This is a genomic window from Paenibacillus sp. LHD-117 (genome assembly GCF_030929555.1).
In the GTDB taxonomy this organism is placed as follows: Bacteria; Bacillota; Bacilli; order Paenibacillales; family Paenibacillaceae; genus Pristimantibacillus.
The window spans coordinates 132,213-156,039 of record NZ_JAVFVT010000009.1 but is presented as its reverse complement, the minus strand read 5'-3'; the positions used below and the strand labels follow the sequence as shown (position 1 = coordinate 156,039).

Sequence of the window (23,827 nt, the reverse complement as noted above, 5' to 3'; positions counted from 1 at the left end):
AAGATGGTTGTTTGTTGTTTGGATCGGAGTAACACGATTCGAACGTGCGACCTCACCCACCCCAAGGGTGCGCGCTACCAGGCTGCGCCATACCCCGACGATTGATATAGGAATCGTCATACCAAAAAAATATCGTCATACTCACTTCATTCGATTATTCCCAATTATACTATTTAAGCGCTTACCCATGCAAGATAAAATCCGCTAACGTGTCAGTAATAATGGGCTTATTCAGGAATATTCCGATTGGTTGATTCGTAGAGTTCTTCGAGCTGCATGAGCACATGTCTTGCGAGGGAGTGAGCCCTTGATCTTAGGGTCGAAGATGATGATGATATCGGACATTTAGAGAAATTGTAACTGCACCTGCGTCCCGACCAGTTCTGTGGGGTGACGAAGTGAACGTGCATTTGGAAAACGTGACGGACATTCCTTATACGATTTATTCAATAGAAAGAGCACCCTCATACGAGGATGCTCTATTCTATTGATTCATCAGGTGTAAATGTATCACTCGACTTTTCATTGCCAACTAATCCCGATCAGTGGACCACAACACCTTATAAAAAAGAATAACAACGATACATGACAATAGAATATCGGTGACTGGTGCATCCGTTTTAAAAATTGCGCCAAGAATATAAAATAGCACTCCAGCACTCAGTAGCAAGTAAATTCCGATTTTCAATCTGCTCATTCAATAATCACATCCTAATTTGCAGTTCTGCCTCCGCTGCTTCTTTGGAAATTCTTGTTTGCCGCTGAATATGTGACCGTTAACTGATAGCTGACGCCGGTTAAGCCTATGTTACTAAACTCGGCCGAGGCATTCCAGACGTATGTCTTCCAATTATGATGAAAATCAAGGAAGGCTTTGGTTGTAGAAGCTGTGGGAGAAGTTTTCTTAAAGTACATGGAACAACGACCTTTGTACGTTTCATACACGGGAAGATGGGCGGCATACCATGAGTCGATAACATTGAATACGACTCCACCAGCATCTTCGAAGCGTTTTGTTACTAATGAATCTGATGGAGAATGCTGCCCAAATTCATCTACATAGCCAGTTTCCACACCGTAATTATCCCATGTCTTAGCATACGACTTTGTGATCAGCCAACCAGAGGCATTAGATAATCGCAATGCCGCCAAATCCTCCAAGTCTACAAAGTTATCGTAGTTGTTGTTCCATTGCCACTCACCGGAGAAAAAGTATGTCTTAGTCGTTGAATTGTATGTTAGGCTATCCGTTAATGTGACGTCATTGGAAGTCGACATTGGTGATACTAGAAAATCAGAATCGGATTCTTCAACAGGAAGGAAGCCATACTTCGCTTGAATTTCTTCGAATTCTTCCTTGATTACCGCACTCTGCTGACGACATCCTTCACTGTAGGTCCTTCTACATTACCCCGACCGCCATTTGCGGATACGCTAGAAAACGCCAGGGTGGAGATCATCGCCGTTGCTAGGACCACAGAAAATGCTTTTTCTCATAACCAATCCTCCAATTGTATAATGTTGTCATTTCCAACTTTATGGTAATTCTTTTTCTAGAAATTGGATATAGGACTATAGTATTGATTTCATATGTGGACTTTGAGCAGTCGCAGGTGAACCTATCAACGTTGCAACGAATGCGTCCTGTGGCCCTATTAAAAAACGGGCTGATCGTTATGATCACCCGTTTCGTTTAAATTGCGCCGATAAGCGAATAAAGCGCAATATATTTTTTTTGTTCTTTGCGCCGAAAATCCCGCATTTCCTATACAATGAAAGCAAACGGTTCCATTCGGGAGGCCAAGCCTTATGAAGTCATTTTCGAAGGAAGAAAGAAGCTGGATGTGGTACGACTGGGGCCATTCCGCTTACTCAATTATCATCTCGACGGCCGTCTTTCCGCTGTTCTACAAAGCTTCGGCCGAGAACGCCGGCGTCAGCGCCGCGGATTCCACGGCCTATCTGGGTTACGCGATCGCGATTTCGACGTTCATCCTTGCTTTGTTAGGTCCGATTCTGGGCACGGTTGCCGACTACCAAGGGTTCAAAAAAACGTTTTTCGCCGGCTTCAGCCTGCTCGGCATCGTCGCTACCGCGCTGCTTACGTTTATTCCGAACGACAGCTGGCAGCTCCTGCTCGTCTGTTATATGTTCATCGCGATCGGCTCGGCCGGCTCCAACGTGTTCTATGACGCGTTCCTCGTGGACGTTACGGACGACGAGCGGATGAACAAAGTTTCCGCCCGGGGCTTCGCGCTCGGGTATATCGGGAGCACGATTCCTTTTATCGTCAGCATCGCGATCATTTTGCTAGCCCAGCAAGAGGTTCTTCCGATCTCCGTCACGGCGGCCAGCCAAATCGCGTTTTTCATCACGGCCGTCTGGTGGGGAGTCTTCACCCTGCCGATGCTCCGCAACGTTCGCCAGAAGCATTACATCGACCGCGAGCCTCGAATCGTCGCGAACAGCTTCAGGCGGCTTTTCGCCACCTTCAAGGAAATCAAGCGGCATCGCGCGATTTTCCTGTTCTTGCTCGCCTATTTCTTCTATATCGACGGCGTTGGAACGATCATTACGATGTCCACCGCTTACGGAACCGACCTCGGCATCGAATCGACGGACCTGCTCATCATTTTGTTCGTCACGCAGGTCGTCGCGGCTCCGTTCGCGGTGCTGTACGGCCGTCTGGCGGATCGGTTCTCGGGCAAAATCATGCTGTACGCCGGCATCGTCGTCTATATCATCGTGTGCGTGTACGCCTATTTCATGAAGTCGGCGTTCGACTTCTGGGTGCTCGCGATGCTGGTCGCCACCTCGCAAGGCGGCATACAGGCGCTGAGCCGCGCATATTTCGCTCGGATGGTGCCGAAGCAGGGCGCCAACCGGTTTTTCGGGTTTTACAATATTTTCGACAAGTTTGCTTCGATCTTGGGACCGCTGCTCGTCGGGGTGACGGCGCAGCTGACCGGCAACACAAACGCGGGCGTGTTCAGCCTTGTTCTCTTGTTCCTCATCGGGATCGTGATCCTTATGCGCGTGCCGGAGGTTCGGGCGGAATAACTTTTTATTTCGGCGGTTCGATCATTACTTATCACAATGGAGGGTGACCTTATCATGAATGAAATAAACAGGGATTCTTTTGATTCAATAGACGGTCAGAACAAGATTGCCATGGAGCAGTTTATACAAACCGTTCAAGCCGGTGATGTGGAAACGACGGCGCAATTACTCCAAAGCCATCCTTTATTAGCGAGGCGGATCGATGAACCGTGGTTTTCATTCGATTCGCCGGCCATCGTCGTCGCGGCTTCGAGAGGCAATCGAGAGATGGTCGATTTGTTGCTGGAGAATGTCGCGGATATCAATGCCAAAAGTAGTTGGTGGGCGGGAGGCTTCGGCGTTCTGCATCACAACCATCACGACTTGGCGCATTACTTAATTGAGCGAGGCGCTCGTGTCGACCCGCATGCAGCGGCAGCGTTAGGCATGTTGGATACGCTCGAAAAGATGGCCGAAGAGGACCCTTCTTTCGCCAATCAGCGGGGGCCCGACGGACAAGTTCCGCTTCATTTTGCCACTTCGCATGAGATCATAGACTTTCTTCTTGCTCACGGGGCAGACATCGATAGGCGTGACGTCGATCACGGCAGTACACCGGCCCAATGGTCCGTGGACAACCCGGATAAATGCAACTATCTGATCAAACGAGGCGCCCAAACGGATATCTTCATGGCCATTATGCTCGGAGATGTCGAACAGGTTCGCCGTATTCTTGAGTCGGATCCGGGCAGTGTCCATGCTCAAATCGGAAAAGGAGACTTTACCTCCGGCTCTTCGGATGGCGGACATATTTATGAATATATAATCGGTAGAGCATTCCGGCCGCTTTATCTCGCAGCCTGTTTAAAACATGCTGATATAACTGAACTGATGCTGAATTACGCTTCGGTTGAGGAGAGATTTTTGCTTGCTTGCGGAGGAGCGGACAGAGCAGCCGTACATCACATCATTCGTACGCATCCGAACATGGTCCAATCCCTGCAACCGGAGGATCAAGGTTTGATCGCGGACGCGGCGTGGGATAATCGAGTGGAAGCAGTCCGCCTCATGTTGGAGGTTGGTTTTGATGTAAATGCAAGCAGTCAATCCTTTACGGCGCTTCATCGTGCGGCTATTCGCGGGAACGTAGAGCTCGTTCAATTGCTGCTCGAGCAGGGCGCATCCGTTCATCTGTTGAACGAGTATGGCGGGTCTCCCCTGGGCAGCTGCATCTGGGGATCCTTGCATTGCGAGGATCCGCGCGGTAATTATCCGGCGGTAGCGGAGAGTTTGATCAGAGCCGGATCCGATCTGCCCGAACACGCAGCCGGCAAAGACGAAGTGAAGAATGTGCTTATCGGACATGGAGTAGCGCGATAACTTTAAAACAGCGGAAGCTGGGACCGTCTCTTTCTCGTCCATGGCTTCCGCTGTTTTGTTTTATCGGGACGCAAGCCGGTTGCTAACGGCGTGGATCAAGCCCGCAGCTAGGCTTCCGCGATGATCTCGCCGGTCCGGCTCAGGTCGTAATCAGCGATCGAGCGCAGCTCGCGCTTGAACGATTCCGACCGGAGAATGCGGAGCACGGCTTCGATCCAGGGACCGTTGCCCGGTTTCTTCAGCATGACCAGATCGTATCGTTCCTTGACGAGCGGGACAAAATCCACGCCCTGGACGATGGCGGCGGCCTTCTCCGTGCCTACGCCGACATCCGCATCGCCCGAGGCGACTTTGGCCGCGACGGAAAGGTGGTTCGTCGACACGTCGCCGTAACCGAGGAGGCTGCTCTGCGGAATGCCGTGGAGCCGCAGTTGCTCGTCGAGCAGCACGCGCGCGCCGGAGCCTTGCTCCCGATTGGCGAACCGCAAACCCGGACGTGCCAGATCCGCCCATTCGCCGATGCCGAGCGGATTGCCGGCCGCGACGAACAGCCCGGCGGTTCTGGTCAGCAGATTGACGACGAGGTAAGGCGAGCCGACGAGCAGACTTCGGATATAGGGCAGGTTATACTCGCCGGAATCGCCGTCCAGCAGGTGGGTGCTGACGAGATCCGCTTCGCCCTTGTACATGCGAATCAGGCTGTCCATGCTGCCGACGTGGGCGCGCAGCGTACGAAACTCCGGCGCCTGCTGCTCCAGGTGCCGGGCTAATATATCAAGGCTGATGTCTTGTCCCGTAATGACGATGGAACGGGGGGCTTGAGCGAAGCTCGCGGGAGGCGATACGTTCGCCGATTCGGCGTTCGCGGCTCCCCGTTGGCTTGCGGCAGGCGAAACTTCGGTCGGCAATCCGTTCGCCGCTTGTTGCCGGTCATCGCCATGACTGAAGGCCGCCGGCGAGGCAAGCGCCGCCCGAGATGAACGAGGGAGCGGCGTCTGCTCGGCTTCCTTAACCGTGCGGTTCCTCCGTTTGTACGCTTCGAGGTCGGCGGCGTCCACACGCATTTGTTTGCCGACGCGGTAGGAGGGAAGCTCGCCTTTTTTGATCAAATCATAGACGGTCAGCTTGGAGATCTTCAAGAGCTTCGCGATTTCGTCGGTTGTATAGGACATATCGGGTGCCTGTGCCATTCGGTTGTTCCTCCCACTGATCTTAACCGCAATCTTGTTGCTAGTATTGTAACACAGAAGAGTCCGGATTCGACCTCCAGCGTCTTGCGCGTTCAATCTTCGGAGGCGGGCAAGGCATTCAGCAGGCCATTCTTGGCGAGGCGAGCCGTCAAAACGGGCGTAGGCCAAGTTTCCTTCCGCGGCTATCTACATACGATGGTACGGGGAGGTGAGTACCCATGCCATGGTATCAGAAAGCGCTTATGCTGGTTGGCCAACCAGTCGGCGTCTCGCTTAAGAACGGCCAAGGGGTATCCGGCGTCCTGTGCAGCTTGGACAATAATACCGTCGTGTTGACGGAATACATGTACCAAAGCCAGTTCGCGTCCAAACATTATCCGTTCTCGGCGATTCAGGACATCAACGGTTATCCGGGTTGCTCGACGTCGGGGCCGTTTTATTAAACGCGTGAATGCATACCGTAAGATAAAAAAGGGGGCGAGGGTCCTCTTTTTTTGTTGCCGCCGTGATGATTTACATTTCGGTATTTCGAAACTATAATTATATCTAGTTATAACTAAATATATCTAAATATAAGGATAGGGTGAGTGAAGATGAGAGAGAAAAGAAAGATTGGTTTGGTTTGGTTATTCGCGCTAATGATGGCTCTCGCATTGAGCGCATGCGGTTCCGCCTCGAATGCGGGTAATAGCGCGAACGCGAATGGGGAGGAAACGAGCGGTCCTGTCGTCCAATTGACAATATCCGCCGCGGCTAGCCTAACGGACGCGCTCGAAGAGATCAAAGGCATTTATGAATCGCAACATACCAACGTCAAGCTGCTCTTTAACTTCGGCGCATCCGGCGCGCTGCAAACGCAGATCGAGGAAGGAGCCCCGGCGGATCTGTTCCTGTCCGCGTCGCCAAAAAACATGAAGGCGCTCGTCGACGGCGGCTTCATCGAGCCGGACAAGCAGATGAATCTGCTGGGCAACGAGCTCGTCGTGGTCGTTCCGGCCGATAGCAAGCTTACGTTATCCACATTGCAAGACTTGCAAAAGCCGGACGTGAAACGGATCGCGATCGGTATCCCGGAAAGCGTTCCAGCCGGCAATTACGCCAAAGAAGCGCTAACGAAGGAAACGTTGTGGGATGCCTTGCAGCCGGTGCTGGTACAGGCGAAAGACGTCAGGCAGGTGCTGAGCTACGTGGAGACGGGCAACGTGGACGCAGGGTTCGTGTACCGGACGGACGCGCTCTCCTCGACGGATTCCAAAGTAGCGTTCGCGGTCGCGCCCGGCAGCTATGCGCCCATTCAGTACCCCGCCGGCATCGTGAAGGCGACCGAACATCCCGAAGAAGCCGCCGGCTTCTATGACTTCTTGCAAAGCAAGGAAGCGCTCGACGTCTTCGTCAAATACGGCTTCTCCGTCCCTGAATAATGGCGGCGGAATTCGATTGGCAATTGTTCTGGCCTCCGATCCGCTTATCGCTGCTGGTCACACTCCTCTCCAGCATCGTGGCGGCTATCGTCGGAGTAGCGGCAGCCTGGTGGATGTCTCGGCGGAGGTTTCGAGGTAAGACTGTCATCGACACGGTGTTCTTGCTCCCGCTCGTCCTTCCGCCGACCGTAGTCGGCTTCCTGCTGCTCATGCTGCTTGGCCGCAGAAGCTGGGTAGGACAAGCGATCGAATGGCTGTTCTCCGCGCCGGTCATCTTCTCTTGGTGGGCAGCCGTGATCGCGGCTATCGTCGTCGCGTTCCCGCTCGTCTACCAGACAATGAAGGTAGGGTTTGACTCGGTCGACCGCGAGCTGGAGGATTCGGCACGATCGATCGGCGCCTCGGAATGGCAGTTGTTCCGGCGCATTACGCTGCCGCTCGCCTGGCGCTCGTTAGTAACAGCGTACATTCTTGGCTTCGCGCGCGGACTCGGCGAATTCGGCGCGACGCTGATGATCGCGGGCAACATTCCGGGCAAGACGCAGACGGTGCCAACGGCGATCTACGTAGCTGTCGATGCCGGCAAGATGACGATGGCATGGGCATGGACGATTGGCATTATCGTCATTTCGTTCCTTATGCTGCTGATGACGGGGCGATTGAACCGCCGATAAGCAAGCCGTTCTCCTACGGTTTGGCGACTTTTCCGTCTATCACTTTGTAAACGGCGGGGTTATTTTGGTCCGATGACTTAAACATGCCGGTATCGAAGTCCGTGCCGATCGCTTTGAAGAACAACCCTTCGATTTCGATCCCCTTGGCCGCGCCGAACCGCAGCTCAAGTCCTTCCGAAGAGTGAATCAAATGGGCTCTCACGCCAGGCTCGAATTCATCGCCGTAGTCGGACAACACTCGCTTGACGGAAACGACATGAACGTCGACGTCGTCGAGTTCGCGAAGAATTTCGTTGACGAGGGAGCCTTTTATTATTTCTTCCCAACGGCTTTGCGCGGAATGCCCCACGACGATATGCGTGACTCCCCTTTGTTTCGCAGCCTGTACGATGACTTCCGAAATGCGCCGCGACTTGCTGGCTTCGGTCACGAAGTCGGCTTTGTACTGCTTCGCCAGACGCCTCCATTCCGCCAATTCGTTCGTTTTGTGCTCGTTGTATTCTCTCGCGAGAGGCGGATCGACGGTCAGAATCGTAAGCGATCCGTTCAGCGATTGAGCAAGCTTGGCTCCGCTCATAATGAGCCGTTCCCCGTTAGGACCGTAGTAGACGCATACGAGAATATGTTCGTTAGACGGTTTGTTTCGACGCATGATTCTGCTCCCCTCCTAAGCTCCAAGCATCTTGCTTCTAACCGGACATTACCGATACAGGTATTATTGCGCTACCCGCCGGAAGAAGTAAACTTTCGGCTGAGCACGATAGCGCAAGAGAAGAAGAGCTATTTGTTGAAGTAGTCCGGTTAAGCTTCCATAACGAGCAGTGAAACGCTATTTTGCCGAATGCATGGGATAGATCGGCCTAAGCAGGTTCATATTCACGAAAACAAGAGATAATCGGAGAATAAAGGAGGATTTCTCAGATCGTTCAGATTGAAAACGTTTTTTTGCGTTTAACTTGCTGGAAACTGGTAAACGAAGACTTAACTACTCCTTTACTGCTGAACCCTGGCGGGAGTAAGATTCGGTATATGATTTACAAATCGATGGAATGAATCATCATTCTTGATCGCTGAGTTTCCCTAAGGGGGAAACGGGGGACCCAAACGTCCGCGGAAGGTACGGTGTGAGAGCCGGCCGATCGTTGGACACGGGGTGAATCGCTTGGGCGGCAGCCATGGAAGCCGCGGGCCAAGCGTAGGGCGACTCTCACCGCCCGAATCCGGCAGCTAACCTCGTAAGCGTGGATGGAGAGAGGATGTGACTTGTGTTCGAGCGATCTTAGCGACCACAGGGCGACATGCGCCTCTGTGGTTTTTTGTTGCCTAAATTCGATAACGGAATGGAATAACGCTGAATTTCTTATTCAGAAAACGGGGGACCCAATCGGATGCCGGCGAGGCATTCAGGGGTGAATCCGAATCGGCTTGCGCCGGTTCGGTAGGGCTAGCTCAGGCCCGAATCCGACAGCTAACCTCGTAAGCGTACCGAGAGAGGCCTACCTGCGGCTCTGTATAGCATTAAGCGATGCTTGTATTCGCTATGCAATCCGGAAGCTTGCGAGGATCCCTTCCTCGCAGGCTTCTTTTTTGTTGAAATATAAGAAAGCATAAGTTTTTCTATACTGTGCTTATATTTCTTCGGAATGAAACGCGCTGCGCCACCAAAGGACGGCGACAGCCGTTTCACCTTGCCGCGAAAGGTCTCGAATACCGAAGGAGGAGACGGGATGTGCGACGCCCCGTTAACGTTGGTCTATGCGCCGAACGATTATGCGCGCCAATTCATGAGGGTTCTGAAGGCTCAGGGCAAACAAGCGGCCGCCGTCGTGAATAGCGCCAGGCAGCAAAAAATATTGGAAGGCTACGGCATTAACCGATTCGTCAGATTGGATACGAAAGCTGCGGAATGTCCGCTGCAGTCGGGACTTATAGGGGATGTCTATCTGTTCGACGACTCCTTCCCGCTTACTTGCCGGTACATTCGGCTGATCAAACCTCATGTAACCGGACGTATCGTCGTTGTGCTTCAGTCGGCGGGGATTCCTGCCCTTTATCGCCATTTGGGAGCCGACAAACTATGTCACGAAGCGGCTCACCCCTATCAGTTGTTGCTGGAAGATGAAGAGTCAGAGGAGGGTCATGTATGTTAGATATCGCAATGGTCGCCATTTTGATTGTTTTGCTGCTGTCCATGTTCGGACTGGCGGCATGGGCTAGCAAAGTGACGGACAACGACGGAGAGCAATCGTAGCGCCGCCGCTCGGAACTAATTTAACGAAACGAGGGACTGAAAGTGACGTTTACCGCTATTTTATCGATAGCCGTTATTATTCTAATCGCGGGCTTGCTGGCCAAACCCGTCGGTATCTATATGGCTCATGCGTTTGATTACAATCCGACGAAAGTAGATCGGCTGTTCGGCTGGTTCGAGAAACCGATCTTGCGTCTAGGCGGCATCCGCAAAACGAATCAGAGCTGGAAGCAATATGCATTTTCACTGCTTATCGCCGGCGGCGTGATGATGGCGGTCGTTTATGCGATCTTCCGCCTGCAGCATCTGCTGCCGCTCAATCCGAGCGACATCCAGGCGATGGAGCCGACGCTGGCTTTTAATACGGTGATCAGCTTCATGACGAATACGAATCTCCAGCATTACAGCGGCGAGAGCGGTTTGTCGTACCTGTCTCAGATGCTGGCGATCGTATTCATGATGTTCGTCGCTCCGGCAACGACGTTGGCCGCGGCCATCGCTATGATTCGCGGACTTGCCGGCAAGCCGCTGGGCAACTTCTTCGTGGATTTGGTGAGAGCCATTACGCGCGTGCTACTGCCGGTCGCGTTCGTGACAGCGCTGATCTTCGTTTCCCAAGGCGTTCCGCAGACGCTTGAGCCGTCCGCGACGGCGACGACGCTGGAAGGCGCGGAGCAGACGATCGCGCGCGGCCCGGTCGGTTCGTTTCTATCTATTAAAGAGTTTGGCAATAACGGGGGCGGCTTCTTCGGCGTCAACTCGGCGCATCCGTTCGAGAATCCGACCAATATTGCGAACGCCCTTCAAATCTTGCTTATGCTGTTAGTCACGACGTCGCTGCCGTTCACATACGGCAAGATGGTCGGCAACCGCAAGCAAGGGGGCGTTCTGTTCGCGGCGATGGGGATTATGTTCGTCGTTATGCTTGCCGTATCCCTGATCGCCGAACAAGCGGGCAATCCGGCGCTGAACGCCATCGGCATCGATACGTCCCAAGGCAGCATGGAAGGGAAAGAAGCGCGCTTCGGCGCCGCTCAATCCTCCTTCTATTCGGTGGTTACGACGGCGTCGGAGACGGGCGCCGTAAATGCGATGCACGATTCGCTCACGCCGATCGGCGGCCTGGTGACGATCGCCAACATGATGCTGAACACGATATACGGCGGTATCGGCGCAGGCTTCATTAACGTGCTGATGTACGCGATGATCGGCGTCTTCCTCTCCGGGCTTATGGTCGGCAGGACGCCAGAGTTCCTTGGCAAAAAAATCGAAGGAAAAGAGATGCTCCTGATCGCGGTCACTCTTCTCGCGCAGCCGTTCCTGATTCTGGCGCCGGCGGCCATCGCCGTCATGGTGTATCCCGAAACGATTTCCAACCCCGGATTCCACGGGTTGACGCAGGTGCTCTACGAATATACCTCTTCGGCGGCCAACAACGGCTCCGGTTTCGAGGGGCTCGGCGACAACACGCCGTTCTGGAACATCTCGACGGGTATAGTAATGTTCCTCGGACGCTACTTCGGCCTAGTGGCGATGCTCGCCGTAGCGGGATCTCTGCTGGCGAAGAAGTCGGTTCCGGAATCCAGCGGTACGTTCCGCACGGATACGGCATTGTTCGGAATCGTGTTCGCGGGGACGGTCATCCTGGTCGGCGCGCTTACGTTCTTCCCGTCGCTGGCGCTTGGACCGATCGCGGAACAGCTTACGCTGAAGCCTTAATGAGGAGATGAATGAAAGTGAATACGAAACGCAAATCGATATTAACCGGTGAGATAAAACGCAAAGCGGTCAAGGACGCTTTCTTGAAGCTGAACCCGCGCGTTATGATACAAAATCCCATTATGTTCGTGGTGGAGATCGGATTCGTCATTACTCTGCTGCTGACGTTTGCCCCCGATTTGTTCGGTGCAACCGACGCGGAGCCTTGGTTTAACGGGATGGTTTCGCTCATCTTGCTGGTTACGATTCTGTTCGCGAATTTCGCGGAATCGCTGGCGGAAGGAAGGGGCAAGGCGCAGGCGGATTCGCTGAAGTCCGCGAAAGAAGGCATAACCGCAAGAAAGCTGGAAGGCTCCGGCATCGTGAAGGTTTCTTCCTCGGAGCTGCGGAAAGGCGATGTTGTCCTGGTCGAGCAGGGCGAATGGATTCCCGGCGACGGCGAAGTCGTCGAAGGTCTCGCCGCCGTGGACGAATCGGCCATTACCGGCGAATCGGCGCCCGTCATGAAGGAAGCGGGAGGCGATTTTAATTCCGTAACGGGAGGAACGCGCGTCGTAAGCGACCGACTGAAGATCCGGATCACGAGCGACCCGGGCTCCTCCTTCCTTGATCGGATGATCGCGCTTGTCGAAGGCGCCAAACGCCAGAAGACGCCGAACGAGATCGCGCTCAACACCGTCCTGATCAGCTTGACCGTTATTTTTATTATTGTTGTCGTTACGCTGCCGTTCTTCGGCCACTATCTGGGCATCTCGCTCGAAATTCCCGTTTTGATCGCGCTGCTTGTCTGCTTGATTCCTACGACGATCGGCGGATTATTGTCCGCCATCGGCATCGCCGGCATGGACCGCGTCACGCAGTTCAACGTGCTTGCGATGTCCGGCAAGGCAGTGGAAGCGGCGGGCGACATCAGCACCATTATTTTGGACAAAACAGGTACGATTACGTACGGGAACCGGATGGCGAGCGATTATCTTCCGGTGAAAAGCGTAGAGAAAAAGGAACTGGCTTATTGGGCGGGCGTAAGCTCGCTGAAGGACGAAACGCCGGAAGGGCGCTCCGTTCTCGAGCTGGACAAGAAGGTCGGCATCTCGGTGGACGAGGAGCTGGCGGACGGCGCCGAAATCGTGGAATTCCGCGCGGAAACAAGGCTCAGCGGACTGAACTTGAAGGACGGGCGCAAGGTGCGCAAGGGCGCGGTCGACTCCGTGACGGAATGGGTAAGGGCGCAGGGCGGTTCCGTGCCGCATGAATTGAAGGAGATCGCCGAGGGGGTTGCCGTGTTAGGGGGAACGCCGCTGGCGGTCGCCGTCGACAATAAGTTGTACGGCATCATCTATCTGAAAGATACCGTGAAGCCGGGCATGCGGGAGCGGTTCGAGCAGATGCGCAAGATGGGCATCAAGACGGTCATGTGTACGGGCGACAATCCGCTAACCGCGGCAACGATCGCCAGGGAAGCGGGAGTAGACGAGTTCATAGCGGAAAGCAAGCCGGAAGACAAAATCGCCGTTATCCGCCGCGAGCAAGCGGAAGGCAAGCTGGTCGCGATGACAGGCGACGGCACGAACGATGCGCCTGCCCTGGCGCAAGCCGACGTTGGCATCGCGATGAACAGCGGCACGGCGGCGGCGAAGGAAGCCGCTAATATGGTCGATTTGGATTCCGATCCGTCGAAGATCATCGAGGTCGTCGCCATCGGCAAAGGGCTGCTTATGACAAGGGGAGCTCTGACGACCTTCAGTATCGCGAACGACATCGCCAAATATTTTGCGATTATCCCCGCGATGTTCATGCTGGCGATCCCGGAGATGGACGCCCTGAACGTGATGAAGCTGGGTTCACCGGAATCCGCGATTTTATCGGCACTTATTTTTAACGCCGTCATTATTCCGCTGCTGATTCCGCTCGCGATGAAAGGCGTGTCCTATAAACCGATGGCATCCTCCAGCCTGCTTCGCCGGAATTTGCTGATCTACGGGCTCGGCGGGGTATTGGTGCCGTTCGCCGGCATTAAGCTCATCGATTTGATTGTTCATCTGTGGGTATAAATAGAAATCATTGCGGAGTATAGAAAGGAAGTTTAAACGATGATTGCGACATCGATTCGTATCACTGCAGTTCTGCTTGTCGTCTGCGGCATTCTGTACAACTTGGCGGTTACCGGCATAGCGGAAGCGCTCATGCCAAAACAGGCGAGGGGCAGCTTGATCTATGCGGAAGACGGCACCCTTGTCGGCTCGGAGCTGATCGGCCAGCCGTTCACGGATCCGGGCTGGTTCCACGGGCGCGAATCCAGCATCGGTTATGCCGCGAACGGTTCGGGAACGCCGAACTACGCGCCGTCCAATCCGGATATGCTGGCACGTACGGAGGAAGCGGTGAAGGCTTGGTCGGAGGCGAACCCGGACGTGCCGATCGCGCAACTGCCGATCGATCTGGTATCGAACTCCGGCTCCGGACTCGATCCGCATATTAGCGTCGCGGCGGCCATGGCGCAAGTTCCGCGCGTCGGCAAGGCGTCGGGCGTAGCCGAGACGGAGCTGATCCAGCTCATCCAGGACAACACGAAGGAGCGCGAGCTTGGACTCATCGGAGAGCCGGTCGTGAACGTGTTGATGCTGAATTTGGATTTGCGCGAGTTGAAAAAATAGGAGAGAATGCCCCGGCGGAGGGTTACCGCCGGGGCATTTTCTCGCGATTAGGAGGTCATGGCCCAAGGCATTGGTAGAAACCTATACGCCGATTCTTCTCTCTAGTATGATAATGATAGATTCGCAAGAACGCTTACAACGGATAAGGGGGATAAAAGATGGCGGGCAAACACATTCGGTTCGACCGGTTCCCGGGCGGCCACGCGAAGGCGGCGGCGTTTAGCTTCGACGACGGACGCGAGCATGACCGCAGATTAGTAGCGATGATGAATCGGCATGGGCTTCGGGGCACGTTTCACCTTAACTCGGGTTTCTTCGGGCGGGACGGTTATATCCGATCGGAGGAAGTCGCGGAGCTGTACGCCGGGCACGAAATATCGGCGCATACCGTGACCCACCCGTTTCTAGAGCAGTCTCCGTCCGATCAAGTCGCGGAGGAAATATTGTCGGACAGGCGAGCGCTGGAATCATTGGCGGGATATCCCGTTCGCGGCATGAGTTATCCGTTCGGGACGTACGACGACCGGGTGGTCGGCATGCTGCCGTCGCTCGGCATCGAATACGCCCGGACCGTAAAGAGCCATGGCGGCTTCGTTATGCCGGAGGATCCTCTTCGTTGGCATCCGACATGCCATCATAAAGAGATGGTCGAAGCGGCGGAACGGTTCCTGGGATCGAAGCCCCGGTTCAGCCGGATGGAGCTACTCTTCGTGTGGGGCCACAGCTACGAATTCGAGAACGATGGCAATTGGGAGCTGGTCGACCGGGTAGGCGAGCTCTTGGGCGCCAGGGAAGACGTCTGGCATGCCACGATGGCCGAGATCGTAGCCTATCGAAAAGCGTTAGGCGAGCTGCGATTCTCAGTCGACAGAAGCTTCGTTCACAATCCTTCTTCGCTCACCATATGGTTCAGCGTGGATGGCGACGCCGTGTGCGCGGACTCGGGAGCGACAGTTAAGTTGTAGCACGGACAATTAGACTTCACGATGGAATTGGCGATGCCGCGGCGATGGCCGCGGCAATTTCGGCGACTTGATCACTGAACGAGCAACGGCCGCAGAGGCACTCATTCAATCTCGAACGCCTCAGCCTCACCACCGCCCTCACCCCGCCGCCTTCCGTGCCGCCTCACCACCGCTCCCACCGCCCTCGTCACCCTCGCAGACTCCCCACCGCCGCTGTATTCAAGCCTAACGGATCACGCAGCCGCTATTTGGAGTAAAATAGGTGTTTTTAAAACGTAACGGACTGCAGCGACGTTATTTGCCTGATTGTCGGCTTCAAAGCGAAATTTATCAGGAAATAAGAGCACCTGAGTCCGTTAGATTTCAAAAAGGTCTCATTCCGATCAAATAGCGTCATTCCGGTCCGTTAGAGGGAGCGATGCCCCAAGCATTCGATCGCAATCTCACAAGCGCGCCCGATCGCAAGCTCCCAAGCGCCCGTTTCCAAGCGCCCCGACCTACCCGACTGTCCCCCCTGTCCGCCCTTCCCGCTACGCTTGAAGCTTCGCCAAATATTCGTCCAGCAGCTCGAACGTGCCCGCGAAGCCGACCCTGACGTTTTCCTTAAACGATTCAAAGAATTGAATCTCCGCTTTCGTCGCCTCGTACGCCTTGCCGTGCATCGTCAGCTCCGTCTGGTCGCCTTCCGCCTTGAAGGTGAGCGTGTTCAGAATCCGAAGCGGCCACATCTGGCTGAAGGGGGCGCGCAAGGTGTTGCTTTCTTCGTCGGAGAAGGAATTCGTGTAGACGAATTTTTCGTTCGGCACGATTTCGACGTACTCGAACTTGCCCCACATGATTTGCCCTTCCGGGCTTGTCTGGCTGTAATGCACCATGCCGCCGGGGCGCAGCTCCTGAGTGACGATATTCATCTCGAAGCCCCGAGGTCCCCACCAGTGTTTCATATGTTCGGCCTGCGTGAACACTTCGAAAAACAGCTCCAGCGGCGCGTTGAATGTACGTTTAATGGTCAGCCCTTGCTCTTTGGACTTCCCCAACAGTTTTCTCATCGTTATCCCTCCGATTGCCATGTTACATGATTCGACTATACCCTATGGCGGACGCATATGCCACTATCCAGAGATTCATACGTTTATTGCGGCGGCGGAATCTATCGGAAGGCAGTTATGATACAATAATCCCTATAGAGGTAGCTTACGAACGGAAAGAGGGCAAGGCAGGATGAAGGGGAAAAACGCTTTTTTGGAGCGCAAAAAGAAGGAGCTCGGCGTCGCGCTGAACGACGTGCAGCGGAAGGCCGTCCTGCGTACGGATGGACCGCTGCTGCTGCTTGCGTCGCCGGGCTCGGGCAAAACGACGACGATGATTATGCGCGTTGGCTATATGATCGAGGAGAAGGGCGTATCGCCGTCGCGGATCAAGGCGGTGACGTTCAGCCGCGCCTCGGCCAGGGATATGAAGGACCGGTTCGGGCGCTTTTTCCCGGAGCTGACTCCGGTCGATTTCTCCACGATTCATAGTCTCGCATTCGAAATTGCGCGCGAACGATTCTGGAGGGACGGGACCGCCTACCAGATCATCGAGGGCCGGTCGGAAGACGAAGAGGAGGAAGATGGCAAGAGGCAAGGAGAGGACGCCCTTCCGCTGCACAAACGAATTATTCTGCGCAATCTCTTCAAACAGGCGAACGGCGAGAACATTACGGACGAGCAGCTCGAAGAGCTCAGCACGTTTATTAGCTACGTCAAAAACAAAATGATCCCCGAAGCCGAATGGGACTCCGTCAAATCGGATGTTCCGCTGGCCGCGGACATCATGCGGGAATACGAATCGTTCAAGCGCGGCGGGCACGCGAAGCTGCTGATCGACTTCGACGACATGCTGACGATCGCGAACGAGACGCTGGAGCGGGACGCACAGATGCTGAAGAAGTACCAGCGCCGCTACGATTACGTGCTGACGGACGAGAGTCAGGATACGTCCATGGTCCAGCATGCGATTATCGAGAAGATGGTCCGGGAGCATCGCAACCTGTGCGTCGTGGCGGACGACGATCAGTCGATCTACAGCTGGCGAGGGGCGGAGCCGTCGTATTTGCTGAACTTCAAGGATGCGTACCCCGAGGCGGCGATCCTGTTCATGGAGCAGAATTACCGGTCGACGAAGGGCATTGTGGAGGCGGCAAACAAATTTATTAAGCGAAACAAAAACAGGTACAACAAAAACATGTTCACGAACAACGCCGCCGGCGCGAAGCCGATCTTCAAGCGTCTGCCCGATTACCGGAAGCAGGCGGGGTATTTGGTGAGACAGCTGCAGCAGGAAGAGAAGCTGTCCGAAGCCGCCGTCCTTTTCCGCAATAATTCCTCTTCGATCGTCCTGATGAATGAATTCGACCGGGCGGGCATTCCGTTCTATATGAAGGACGCGGACAACCGGTTTTTCTCCCATTGGGTCGTCGAGGACGTGCTCAATTTCATGCGGATGACCTTCACGGACAAACGGGCGGATCTGCTGGAGCGCATTCACCTGAAGCTTAGCGGCTATATCAGCAAACATCAGATGGCGGTGCTGAAGGAGATCGACAACAACGAGTCGGTGTTCGACAACCTGCTTCGCTTCGTGAAGCTGCATGATTATCAGGTGAAGCCCATTACGGAGGCCAAAGAGACGTTCCGCGAAATGCGCGGCATGCCGCCGAAGCCGGCGATCCGGGTCATCCGCGGCAGGCTTGGCTACGAGAAGGCGCTCGAGAAAATGTGCGAGCGCCTCGGCTTCCGCAAGGAGTATCTCGTCGGCATTCTGAATACGCTGGAGGATATCGCGGACGGTCTCGAGACGATGGAGGACTTCGCGGCCAGGCTAAAATATCTCGAGACGCTGCTGCGGAGCGCCAAAGGCAGGCGCGGGCAGAACGTAGTCACGTTCTCCACCTTTCACAGCGCCAAAGGACTGGAATTCGACCGCGTCTATTTGGTCGACCTGATCGAAGGCATCATCCCGTCCGCGGAGGACGCCAAATACGCCGGCGCCCACAAGAAAGACGGCGGCACGGGCGAGCAGCCGCTGATGGAGGAGGCGGTCCGGCTGTTCTACGTCGGCATGACACGCGCCCGCAAACATCTGGAGCTGATCTCGTACGCGAAGCGGGACGGTGAGGAGACCGCGGAATCGTCCTTTATGCTGGCCATCCGCGACATCGTGGAGCCGGGGAAGCGGGAAGCGGCGGCGAAAGGGGCCGCAGAGAGGAGGATGTCGGCCGCCGGCGTGAACGGGCTGCGTGCCGGCGGGGCAGGCACGGCGCTCATAGGTCGCGGCGGAGAGTCGTCTGACCGGGGCGGCACCGGCGCGAACGCTCGCGGAACAGGCGTCTCCCGTCCGGGCAGCCGATCGGCTTATCAGGTCAAGGCTTCGCTTTCTCCTGGAGTGCCGACCGTCACGACGACGGAAGGACGATCGGCCGCCCCTTCGTCCGGGGGCAGCCCTCGCGCGATCCGGGAGCGTTCCGCGCTCAAAGCGGGCCTCTCCGTACGGCATCGCGTGTTCGGATCAGGGATCATCCGCAAGGTGACGGGTGACGGGGTCGAGATTCTTTTTGGCGAGAATAGGGTGAAGTCGCTGTCGGTCTCGCTGTGCCTGGAGAAGGGACTTCTGGAGCCGGAAGGCTAAGATGTAGTACACTTGAATAAGCGCGCATGATAGCGGTGTTGGCGGGTATGTCGCCAGGCCGGTTATGCTTGCGCCGAATTTACCGAAAGCGAGGTGCTGCTGATGCTTCCGATCGATCCATCGGTCATCCAGCAACGAATCGACAGCATGGTTAACGAGCAACTCTATCTCCACCTGGAACAGACGACGGGCGCATACGCGGCGCATTTCGATAGCTCCAAACATCCCGCGGCGACTTTCATCAGCAATATTGCCATCCATTATTCCCATGGCAAAATATCCGGAGGCGGCCCGTTCCGCGTCGGCCTCAAGATGGAGCACGGATGGGTATATTCCGAAGGGCTGACCCATTACGAAGAGAGCGAGACCGAACGTCTCATCATGGCGGGACACGATAACGCGGGCAAGCTCGTCGTCGCGATGCAGCTGAGCCGAGAGCCTTTCTGAAAGGGGACGAACAACATGACGGAGAAAATATTAGTCGTATTGCCGCATCCGGACGACGAAGCGTTCGGCTTATCGGGCACGCTGGCCAAATACGTGCAGCAAGGCGCACGGGTAACCTACGGATGTTTGACGCTGGGCGAGATGGGGCGGAACATGGGCGTTCCGCCGTTCGCGAACCGGGTGACGCTGCCGGGCATCCGCAAGCTGGAGCTGGAGGAATCTTGCCGCGCGATCGGCATTCAGGATTTGAGACTGCTTGGTTTCCATGACAAAATGATCGAGTTCGAAGCTCCCGAGCTGCTGGACGCGAGCATCCGAGCACTGCTGGACGAGGTTCGTCCGACGCTGGTGTTCACGTTCTACCCGGGCTACGCCGTCCATCCGGACCATGACGCCTGCGGGGAAGCAGTCGTGCGCGTCATCGGCAGCCTGCCGGAGAGCGAGCGGCCGACGGTGAGAGGCATCGCCTTCTCCAAGAACCATCAGGATTATATCGGCCAGCCGGACGTTGTGAATGACGTGCGCGGCTTCTTGCGGCAGAAGCTTGCGTCCATCCGGGCGCATCGTTCCCAATTCCAGGCTCCGGAGCTTATGGGCAGCAAAGAATTGTCGCAGGCCGAGCTGGAGGAGCGGTTCGGCACGGAGCGGTTCTATACGTACAAGTTTCTATAAATACGCGATGGAACAATCAGGGAACCGAGGCGGCGATCAAGTAAAGCTCGTACGTCGCTTGAACGCCTTCAGGGATCCCGTAACGATCCTCGTAATAAGCGAACATCGCGTCGAATAAATGCCGCGAGCCGAGTCCGGGGCCATCCGATGCTTCCGAGGCGCTGGCTCCGGCGGCTTTGACCGCATGCAAGAAATCTTTGGCTGAACGGTAGCTTTGCGAATGCACGGTCCGTTCGACGGTTATCGCCTGGAACCCTGCCTCCCGCAGCATGGATTGCCATCTGTCCGCGGGCGGGAAGGACAACCCGTGCCGCTGGGGCTCCCTGCCGGCAGCTAGATAGGCGTATTCGAACGACCGATGCAGCTCGCGGAACGTCTGCGGTCCGAAGGTTGTAAATAGCAGCAAGCCCCCCGGGCGAAGCACCGTTCCAAGCCGGGAAAGCGTCTCCGCCGGATTGCCCATCCATTGGAAACATGCGTTAGAGACGATCATGTTCTGCGATGCCGCCGTCGCGGTTGCCGCCCACTTCTCTACATCGGCAAGGATGAAGCGAGGCTGGTTATCCGATCTTCCCGCCAAAACAGACCTCGTCCTTTTGCGTGCTTCTTCCACCATGGCAGGAGCGATATCCATCGCGAGCAACGAGGCATCGGGGTAATCACGCAGCAGCCTTTCGGTCAAGGCGCCCGTGCCGCATCCGATTTCCAAAAGATCGGGTTTCGCGGAACCGATGTTGTTCCTCAGCCCTTCCAGCGAGCCCGCCAGCCATTCCGCCATTCGGCGCTGAACATGAGCGTGACTGTCATAAACGTTTGCGCTTCGATTGAATTGCCTCCGAATCCTGTTCTCCAAGCAACCATCTCCTTACGGCTTCTATTATTTCCCTTTCTCTTCCGAGGAACGGCATGTGTCCGCATCCAGGCATAGGCAGGAGCGCGGCGTTTGGGATTTCCCCGTACAGTTCTTCGGCAGCGCCGAAAGGACATACCCGATCCTCACGGCCGTGTATGATCAGAACCTGACATGCGACGGCCGGCAATCGGGATAGGCGGTCCTCGCGCCGAAGCAGTTCCAAGCCAGCGATAAGCGCCGAGCTAGACCAACTGCCCGCAGGGGGAAGCAGGGCTTCAAGACCTGATCCCTTTTCGGAATCCGATAAAAGAAGCTGCCTGAACGCGGATTCCGCGTCCTGCCGGTTTTTCGCGATCGAAGCGATCATATGCCGAAGATGGGCATCCGGCCAGCCCAGCCCAAGCTGAACTTTGGGGCGAACGAAACGGGCATTCCCTGCGACCAGCACGAGACCGTCCGCTAGGCCTTGGTCGGCGAGCCGCAGCGCGAGCGTGGCTCCGAGCGACCAACCAACGATGATCAGCGGCCTGCGGAGGGCGGGGGAGCCGGCGGCTTGTTCCACGATGCCCAGCATCTCCTCCGGCGTGCCGGCGCTGCTGTAATCCGGTGCGATATGGGCATAGTCCGGAAGCAAAGCGATAAGCGGCTCGAACGTCGAAGCCGGCATGCTCCATCCTTTTAGCCATAAGATCGAGCCGGTCATGGCTTCAACACCCCCAATGACAATCCTGTTTTTCGAATTCGTTCGGCGGCATGGTCGAGCTCCTCCGGAGTATGAGCCGCCGACAGTGAGAAACGGATTCGAGAGGTGCCTTCGGGCACCGTAGGCGGCCGGATGGCAACCGCTAGAATGCCTTCCTCTTCGAGGGCGGAGCCGAAGCGCAGGGCTGTCTCCGGATGGCCGATTCGAAGCGGAACGATCGGCGAATCTCCGGCATCGACTTGAAAGCCGGCGCTCCTAAGCGTTTCTCGAAACCGCATCCCGGCCCGGGACAGGCTCTCGCGGCGCCAATGCGCTTGCTGGACCAGCTCCAGCGATTCGGCGATACCCGCGATGATAGAGGGAGGCAAAGCCGTCGAATAGATGAACGGGCGCGCTTTGTTGACCAGCCACCTTGTTAACGCGCTGCTTCCGCTCGCATAGGCCCCATAGACGCCGAATGCTTTGCCGAACGTCCCGATGTGAATATCCACGTCGCCATGCAGCCCGAGCGAATGGCATAATCCTTCGCCGCGGCGGCCATAGATTCCCCCGCTGTGGGCTTCATCGACCATTAGCATCGCGCCGTGCTTTTGCTTGATCTCGGCAAGCTCGCGGAGCGGCGCCTTGTCGCCGTCCATGGAGAATACGGCGTCCGTGACGATGAGCTTGCGCCTTGCACCGCTGTGTTTATTGAGCAATCGTTGCAGATGCTCCATGTCCAAATGTCGGTACCTCGCATGTTCGGCTCTGCTGAGCGTAATGCCGTCGGCGATGCTGGCATGGTTAAGCCGGTCGCTGAACACGACGTCGCCGCGCCCGACGAGCGCGCTAATGACGCCGCTGTTGGCCATATAGCCGTTCGAGAATACGATCGCCGATTCGCTCTGCTGCCAGTCGGCCAGCCCCTGCTCCAGCCTCTCGTACGTTTCCCGGTTGCCGGTGACGAGCCGCGATCCCCCCGAACCGGCGCCCTCGGCTGCCAGCGATTGGCTCATCGCTTTTGCGATGGCCGGGTGGCCGGATAAGCCCAAGTAATCATTCGACGACAGGTTGAGCAGTACGCGCCCGCCTCGCATCGCGCAGCCTGACCGATCCTTCACGGGAGCGCTTGCGCGCAGCGTGCGTTCAAGGGAAGCGTGGGTTAACGCCGCGAGATGCTGTTCCATCCAGTTCATCATCTGAGATACCGCCTTATAGCGCGCATTCTTCGATCTCGAATCCGAGATCTTCGATGATGGCGTGATCGGCTGCCGCGTCCTGGCCTTCCGTTGTCAAATAGTCGCCGACGAACAGGGAGTTCACAGCGAACAGCGACAAAGGCTGCAAGGAGCGCAGGCTGACTTCGCGTCCGCCCGCCGCGCGGATTTCCTTGGCCGGACACAAGAAACGGAACAAGGCCAACACTTTCAGCGCCTTCAGCGCCGGCGTGCGTCCCGCGTGTTCAAGCGGAGTTCCGGCGATGGCGTTCAAGAAGTTGATGGGGATGGAGTCGGCATCGAGCTCCCGGAGGGCGTAGGCCATTTCGACGATTTCTTCATTCGTCTCTCCCATTCCGATGATGACGCCGGAGCAAGGGGACATGTTTTGCCTTTTTGCCCGTTCCACCGTCTCGATCCGTTGGTCGTAGGTATGCGTCGTCGTAATCGAGGGATAGTTCGCCTTGCTGGTATTCAAGTTATGGTTGTACCGATGCACCCCCGCGGCCGAGAGTCGCTCGGCTTGACTTTCGTTCAGAATGCCGAGACATGCGCATAACTTAAGGGGCATCGATTCACGGATTTCCTTGACGGCTTCGATCACCTGATCCAGCTCTTTGTTCGTCGGACCTTTGCCGGCTGCCACGATGCAATAAGTGCCCGCTTTGCGCGCCATGGCTTCGCGGGCGCCCGCTAGAAGCGTCTCCTTGTCCAGCAAGGCATATCTCTTAATCGGCGCCGTGGATACGATAGATTGCGAGCAATAGCCGCAATCTTCCGGACATAAGCCGCTTTTGGCGTTAATGATCATGTTCAGCTTCACCTTTTTGCCGTAATAGTGCTTCCGCACTTTGAATGCGGCATGCAGGATCGACAATACTTCGTCGTCATCGGCTTCAAGCACGGCAAGCGCTTCGGGCATGGACAACCGCTCCCCGTTCAGCGCCTTATAGCCTAGCTGCTGCCAATCCGTATAAGCCATGGCTGATTTCAT

At 55.9% G+C, this 23,827-nt stretch carries 22 protein-coding genes, 1 tRNA gene and 2 riboswitches; of the genes, 14 read left to right on the top strand and 9 right to left on the bottom strand.

Annotated elements, in window-relative coordinates; translation table 11 throughout:
• Positions 1 to 19: 19 nt before the first annotated feature.
• A tRNA-Pro gene (locus RB620_RS09340) sits at positions 20 to 98 on the bottom strand.
• Between the two features lie 613 nt (positions 99 to 711).
• The gene (locus tag RB620_RS09335; RefSeq protein WP_308093732.1) at positions 712 to 1,152 is read right to left on the bottom strand and encodes a hypothetical protein; all 441 of its coding nucleotides are present in this window, start codon (positions 1,150 to 1,152) and stop codon (positions 712 to 714) included.
• A gap of 657 nt (positions 1,153 to 1,809) precedes the next feature.
• On the opposite strand from RB620_RS09335, the gene RB620_RS09330 reads away from it, so the two are divergent.
• On the top strand, positions 1,810 to 3,060 hold the full coding sequence (locus RB620_RS09330; RefSeq protein WP_308093731.1) for an MFS transporter: 1,251 nt from the start codon (positions 1,810 to 1,812) through the stop codon (positions 3,058 to 3,060).
• 54 nt (positions 3,061 to 3,114) lie between these two features.
• Complete coding sequence (locus RB620_RS09325; RefSeq protein ID WP_308093729.1) at positions 3,115 to 4,419, top strand: ankyrin repeat domain-containing protein; 1,305 nt, start codon at positions 3,115 to 3,117, stop codon at positions 4,417 to 4,419.
• A 107-nt stretch (positions 4,420 to 4,526) separates the two neighbouring features.
• Here the strand turns inward: RB620_RS09325 and RB620_RS09320 are convergent, their stop codons facing one another.
• On the bottom strand, positions 4,527 to 5,609 hold the full coding sequence (locus tag RB620_RS09320; protein WP_308093727.1) for a helix-turn-helix transcriptional regulator: 1,083 nt from the start codon (positions 5,607 to 5,609) through the stop codon (positions 4,527 to 4,529).
• Positions 5,610 to 5,827: 218 nt separating this feature from the next.
• Between RB620_RS09320 and RB620_RS09315 the strand changes: the two genes are divergently transcribed.
• From RB620_RS09315 to modB, 3 genes are all read left to right on the top strand, one after another.
• Positions 5,828 to 6,052 (top strand): hypothetical protein, encoded by a 225-nt coding sequence (locus tag RB620_RS09315; protein WP_308093725.1) that lies wholly within the window; start codon positions 5,828 to 5,830, stop codon positions 6,050 to 6,052.
• A 150-nt stretch (positions 6,053 to 6,202) separates the two neighbouring features.
• Entirely contained in the window at positions 6,203 to 7,030 is an 828-nt protein-coding gene (gene modA / locus RB620_RS09310) for a molybdate ABC transporter substrate-binding protein (protein ID WP_308093723.1), read from the top strand.
• Positions 7,030 to 7,704 (top strand): molybdate ABC transporter permease subunit, encoded by a 675-nt coding sequence (gene modB, locus RB620_RS09305; RefSeq protein ID WP_308093720.1) that lies wholly within the window; start codon positions 7,030 to 7,032, stop codon positions 7,702 to 7,704. The genes modA and modB overlap by 1 nt, the downstream gene beginning before the upstream one ends.
• A gap of 13 nt (positions 7,705 to 7,717) precedes the next feature.
• On the opposite strand, the gene RB620_RS09300 is transcribed toward modB, so the two are convergent.
• Positions 7,718 to 8,356, bottom strand: a complete 639-nt coding sequence (locus RB620_RS09300) for a universal stress protein (protein ID WP_308093718.1) — start codon at positions 8,354 to 8,356, stop codon at positions 7,718 to 7,720.
• Between the two features lie 406 nt (positions 8,357 to 8,762).
• Positions 8,763 to 8,962: riboswitch (cyclic di-AMP (ydaO/yuaA leader) on the top strand.
• A gap of 81 nt (positions 8,963 to 9,043) precedes the next feature.
• A riboswitch (cyclic di-AMP (ydaO/yuaA leader) is annotated at positions 9,044 to 9,203 on the top strand.
• 228 nt (positions 9,204 to 9,431) lie between these two features.
• Here RB620_RS09300 and RB620_RS09295 point away from each other — a divergent pair.
• The 6 genes from RB620_RS09295 (at position 9,432) to RB620_RS09270 (ending at position 15,293) form a co-directional block, all read left to right on the top strand.
• On the top strand, positions 9,432 to 9,854 hold the full coding sequence (locus tag RB620_RS09295; RefSeq protein ID WP_308093717.1) for a hypothetical protein: 423 nt from the start codon (positions 9,432 to 9,434) through the stop codon (positions 9,852 to 9,854).
• Positions 9,848 to 9,955 (top strand): signal peptide protein, encoded by a 108-nt coding sequence (locus tag RB620_RS09290; protein WP_308093715.1) that lies wholly within the window; start codon positions 9,848 to 9,850, stop codon positions 9,953 to 9,955. Before RB620_RS09295 ends, RB620_RS09290 begins: the two co-directional genes overlap by 7 nt.
• A gap of 57 nt (positions 9,956 to 10,012) precedes the next feature.
• Positions 10,013 to 11,674 (top strand): potassium-transporting ATPase subunit KdpA, encoded by a 1,662-nt coding sequence (kdpA, locus tag RB620_RS09285; protein ID WP_308093779.1) that lies wholly within the window; start codon positions 10,013 to 10,015, stop codon positions 11,672 to 11,674.
• Positions 11,675 to 11,691: 17 nt separating this feature from the next.
• Positions 11,692 to 13,725 (top strand): potassium-transporting ATPase subunit KdpB, encoded by a 2,034-nt coding sequence (gene kdpB / locus RB620_RS09280; RefSeq protein WP_308093713.1) that lies wholly within the window; start codon positions 11,692 to 11,694, stop codon positions 13,723 to 13,725.
• Positions 13,726 to 13,764: 39 nt separating this feature from the next.
• The gene (gene kdpC / locus RB620_RS09275) at positions 13,765 to 14,328 is read left to right on the top strand and encodes a potassium-transporting ATPase subunit KdpC (protein WP_308093711.1); all 564 of its coding nucleotides are present in this window, start codon (positions 13,765 to 13,767) and stop codon (positions 14,326 to 14,328) included.
• Positions 14,329 to 14,486: 158 nt separating this feature from the next.
• Positions 14,487 to 15,293 carry a polysaccharide deacetylase family protein gene (locus RB620_RS09270; RefSeq protein WP_308093710.1) on the top strand — a complete coding sequence of 269 codons (807 nt, stop codon included), beginning with the start codon at positions 14,487 to 14,489 and terminating at the stop codon, positions 15,291 to 15,293.
• A gap of 530 nt (positions 15,294 to 15,823) precedes the next feature.
• Here the strand turns inward: RB620_RS09270 and RB620_RS09265 are convergent.
• The gene (locus tag RB620_RS09265) at positions 15,824 to 16,342 is read right to left on the bottom strand and encodes an SRPBCC family protein (RefSeq protein WP_308093709.1); all 519 of its coding nucleotides are present in this window, start codon (positions 16,340 to 16,342) and stop codon (positions 15,824 to 15,826) included.
• A gap of 172 nt (positions 16,343 to 16,514) precedes the next feature.
• Here RB620_RS09265 and RB620_RS09260 point away from each other — a divergent pair, with 172 nt between their 5' ends.
• From RB620_RS09260 to bshB2, 3 genes are all read left to right on the top strand, one after another.
• Positions 16,515 to 18,962 carry an ATP-dependent helicase gene (locus tag RB620_RS09260; protein WP_308093707.1) on the top strand — a complete coding sequence of 816 codons (2,448 nt, stop codon included), beginning with the start codon at positions 16,515 to 16,517 and terminating at the stop codon, positions 18,960 to 18,962.
• 102 nt (positions 18,963 to 19,064) lie between these two features.
• Entirely contained in the window at positions 19,065 to 19,409 is a 345-nt protein-coding gene (locus RB620_RS09255; protein ID WP_308093705.1) for a YojF family protein, read from the top strand.
• Positions 19,410 to 19,424: 15 nt separating this feature from the next.
• A complete protein-coding gene (gene bshB2 / locus RB620_RS09250) occupies positions 19,425 to 20,081 on the top strand; it encodes a bacillithiol biosynthesis deacetylase BshB2 (protein ID WP_308093704.1) in 657 nt (218 codons plus the stop codon).
• Positions 20,082 to 20,097: 16 nt separating this feature from the next.
• Here the strand turns inward: bshB2 and bioC are convergent, their stop codons facing one another.
• The 4 genes from bioC to bioB are packed head-to-tail and all read right to left on the bottom strand — an operon-like array spanning position 20,098 to position 23,827.
• Positions 20,098 to 20,934 (bottom strand): malonyl-ACP O-methyltransferase BioC, encoded by an 837-nt coding sequence (gene bioC, locus RB620_RS09245; protein ID WP_308093702.1) that lies wholly within the window; start codon positions 20,932 to 20,934, stop codon positions 20,098 to 20,100.
• A complete protein-coding gene (locus RB620_RS09240; RefSeq protein ID WP_308093699.1) occupies positions 20,885 to 21,637 on the bottom strand; it encodes an alpha/beta fold hydrolase in 753 nt (250 codons plus the stop codon). The genes bioC and RB620_RS09240 overlap by 50 nt, the downstream gene beginning before the upstream one ends.
• A complete protein-coding gene (bioF, locus tag RB620_RS09235) occupies positions 21,634 to 22,812 on the bottom strand; it encodes an 8-amino-7-oxononanoate synthase (RefSeq protein WP_308093777.1) in 1,179 nt (392 codons plus the stop codon). Before bioF ends, RB620_RS09240 begins: the two co-directional genes overlap by 4 nt.
• A gap of 16 nt (positions 22,813 to 22,828) precedes the next feature.
• Positions 22,829 to 23,827: a biotin synthase BioB gene (gene bioB, locus RB620_RS09230; RefSeq protein ID WP_308093697.1), complete on the bottom strand. Its 999-nt coding sequence runs from the start codon at positions 23,825 to 23,827 to the stop codon at positions 22,829 to 22,831.

What these genes read in the sequence shown, in the direction of transcription:
- RB620_RS09300 (WP_308093718.1), bottom strand. Translation starts at nt 8,356, where the DNA reads ATGCGTCGAAACAAACCGTCTAACGAACATATTCTCGTATGCGTCTAC.
- bioF (WP_308093777.1), bottom strand. Translation starts at nt 22,812, where the DNA reads ATGAACTGGATGGAACAGCATCTCGCGGCGTTAACCCACGCTTCCCTT.
- RB620_RS09265 (WP_308093709.1), bottom strand. Translation starts at nt 16,342, where the DNA reads ATGAGAAAACTGTTGGGGAAGTCCAAAGAGCAAGGGCTGACCATTAAA.
- RB620_RS09255 (WP_308093705.1), top strand. Translation starts at nt 19,065, where the DNA reads ATGCTTCCGATCGATCCATCGGTCATCCAGCAACGAATCGACAGCATG.
- RB620_RS09330 (WP_308093731.1), top strand. Translation starts at nt 1,810, where the DNA reads ATGAAGTCATTTTCGAAGGAAGAAAGAAGCTGGATGTGGTACGACTGG.
- RB620_RS09325 (WP_308093729.1), top strand. Translation starts at nt 3,115, where the DNA reads ATGAATGAAATAAACAGGGATTCTTTTGATTCAATAGACGGTCAGAAC.
- RB620_RS09320 (WP_308093727.1), bottom strand. Translation starts at nt 5,609, where the DNA reads ATGGCACAGGCACCCGATATGTCCTATACAACCGACGAAATCGCGAAG.
- RB620_RS09290 (WP_308093715.1), top strand. Translation starts at nt 9,848, where the DNA reads ATGTTAGATATCGCAATGGTCGCCATTTTGATTGTTTTGCTGCTGTCC.
- RB620_RS09240 (WP_308093699.1), bottom strand. Translation starts at nt 21,637, where the DNA reads ATGACCGGCTCGATCTTATGGCTAAAAGGATGGAGCATGCCGGCTTCG.
- RB620_RS09260 (WP_308093707.1), top strand. Translation starts at nt 16,515, where the DNA reads ATGAAGGGGAAAAACGCTTTTTTGGAGCGCAAAAAGAAGGAGCTCGGC.
- modB (WP_308093720.1), top strand. Translation starts at nt 7,030, where the DNA reads ATGGCGGCGGAATTCGATTGGCAATTGTTCTGGCCTCCGATCCGCTTA.
- RB620_RS09315 (WP_308093725.1), top strand. Translation starts at nt 5,828, where the DNA reads ATGCCATGGTATCAGAAAGCGCTTATGCTGGTTGGCCAACCAGTCGGC.
- modA (WP_308093723.1), top strand. Translation starts at nt 6,203, where the DNA reads ATGAGAGAGAAAAGAAAGATTGGTTTGGTTTGGTTATTCGCGCTAATG.
- kdpC (WP_308093711.1), top strand. Translation starts at nt 13,765, where the DNA reads ATGATTGCGACATCGATTCGTATCACTGCAGTTCTGCTTGTCGTCTGC.
- RB620_RS09295 (WP_308093717.1), top strand. Translation starts at nt 9,432, where the DNA reads ATGTGCGACGCCCCGTTAACGTTGGTCTATGCGCCGAACGATTATGCG.
- bshB2 (WP_308093704.1), top strand. Translation starts at nt 19,425, where the DNA reads ATGACGGAGAAAATATTAGTCGTATTGCCGCATCCGGACGACGAAGCG.
- RB620_RS09270 (WP_308093710.1), top strand. Translation starts at nt 14,487, where the DNA reads ATGGCGGGCAAACACATTCGGTTCGACCGGTTCCCGGGCGGCCACGCG.
- bioB (WP_308093697.1), bottom strand. Translation starts at nt 23,827, where the DNA reads ATGAAATCAGCCATGGCTTATACGGATTGGCAGCAGCTAGGCTATAAG.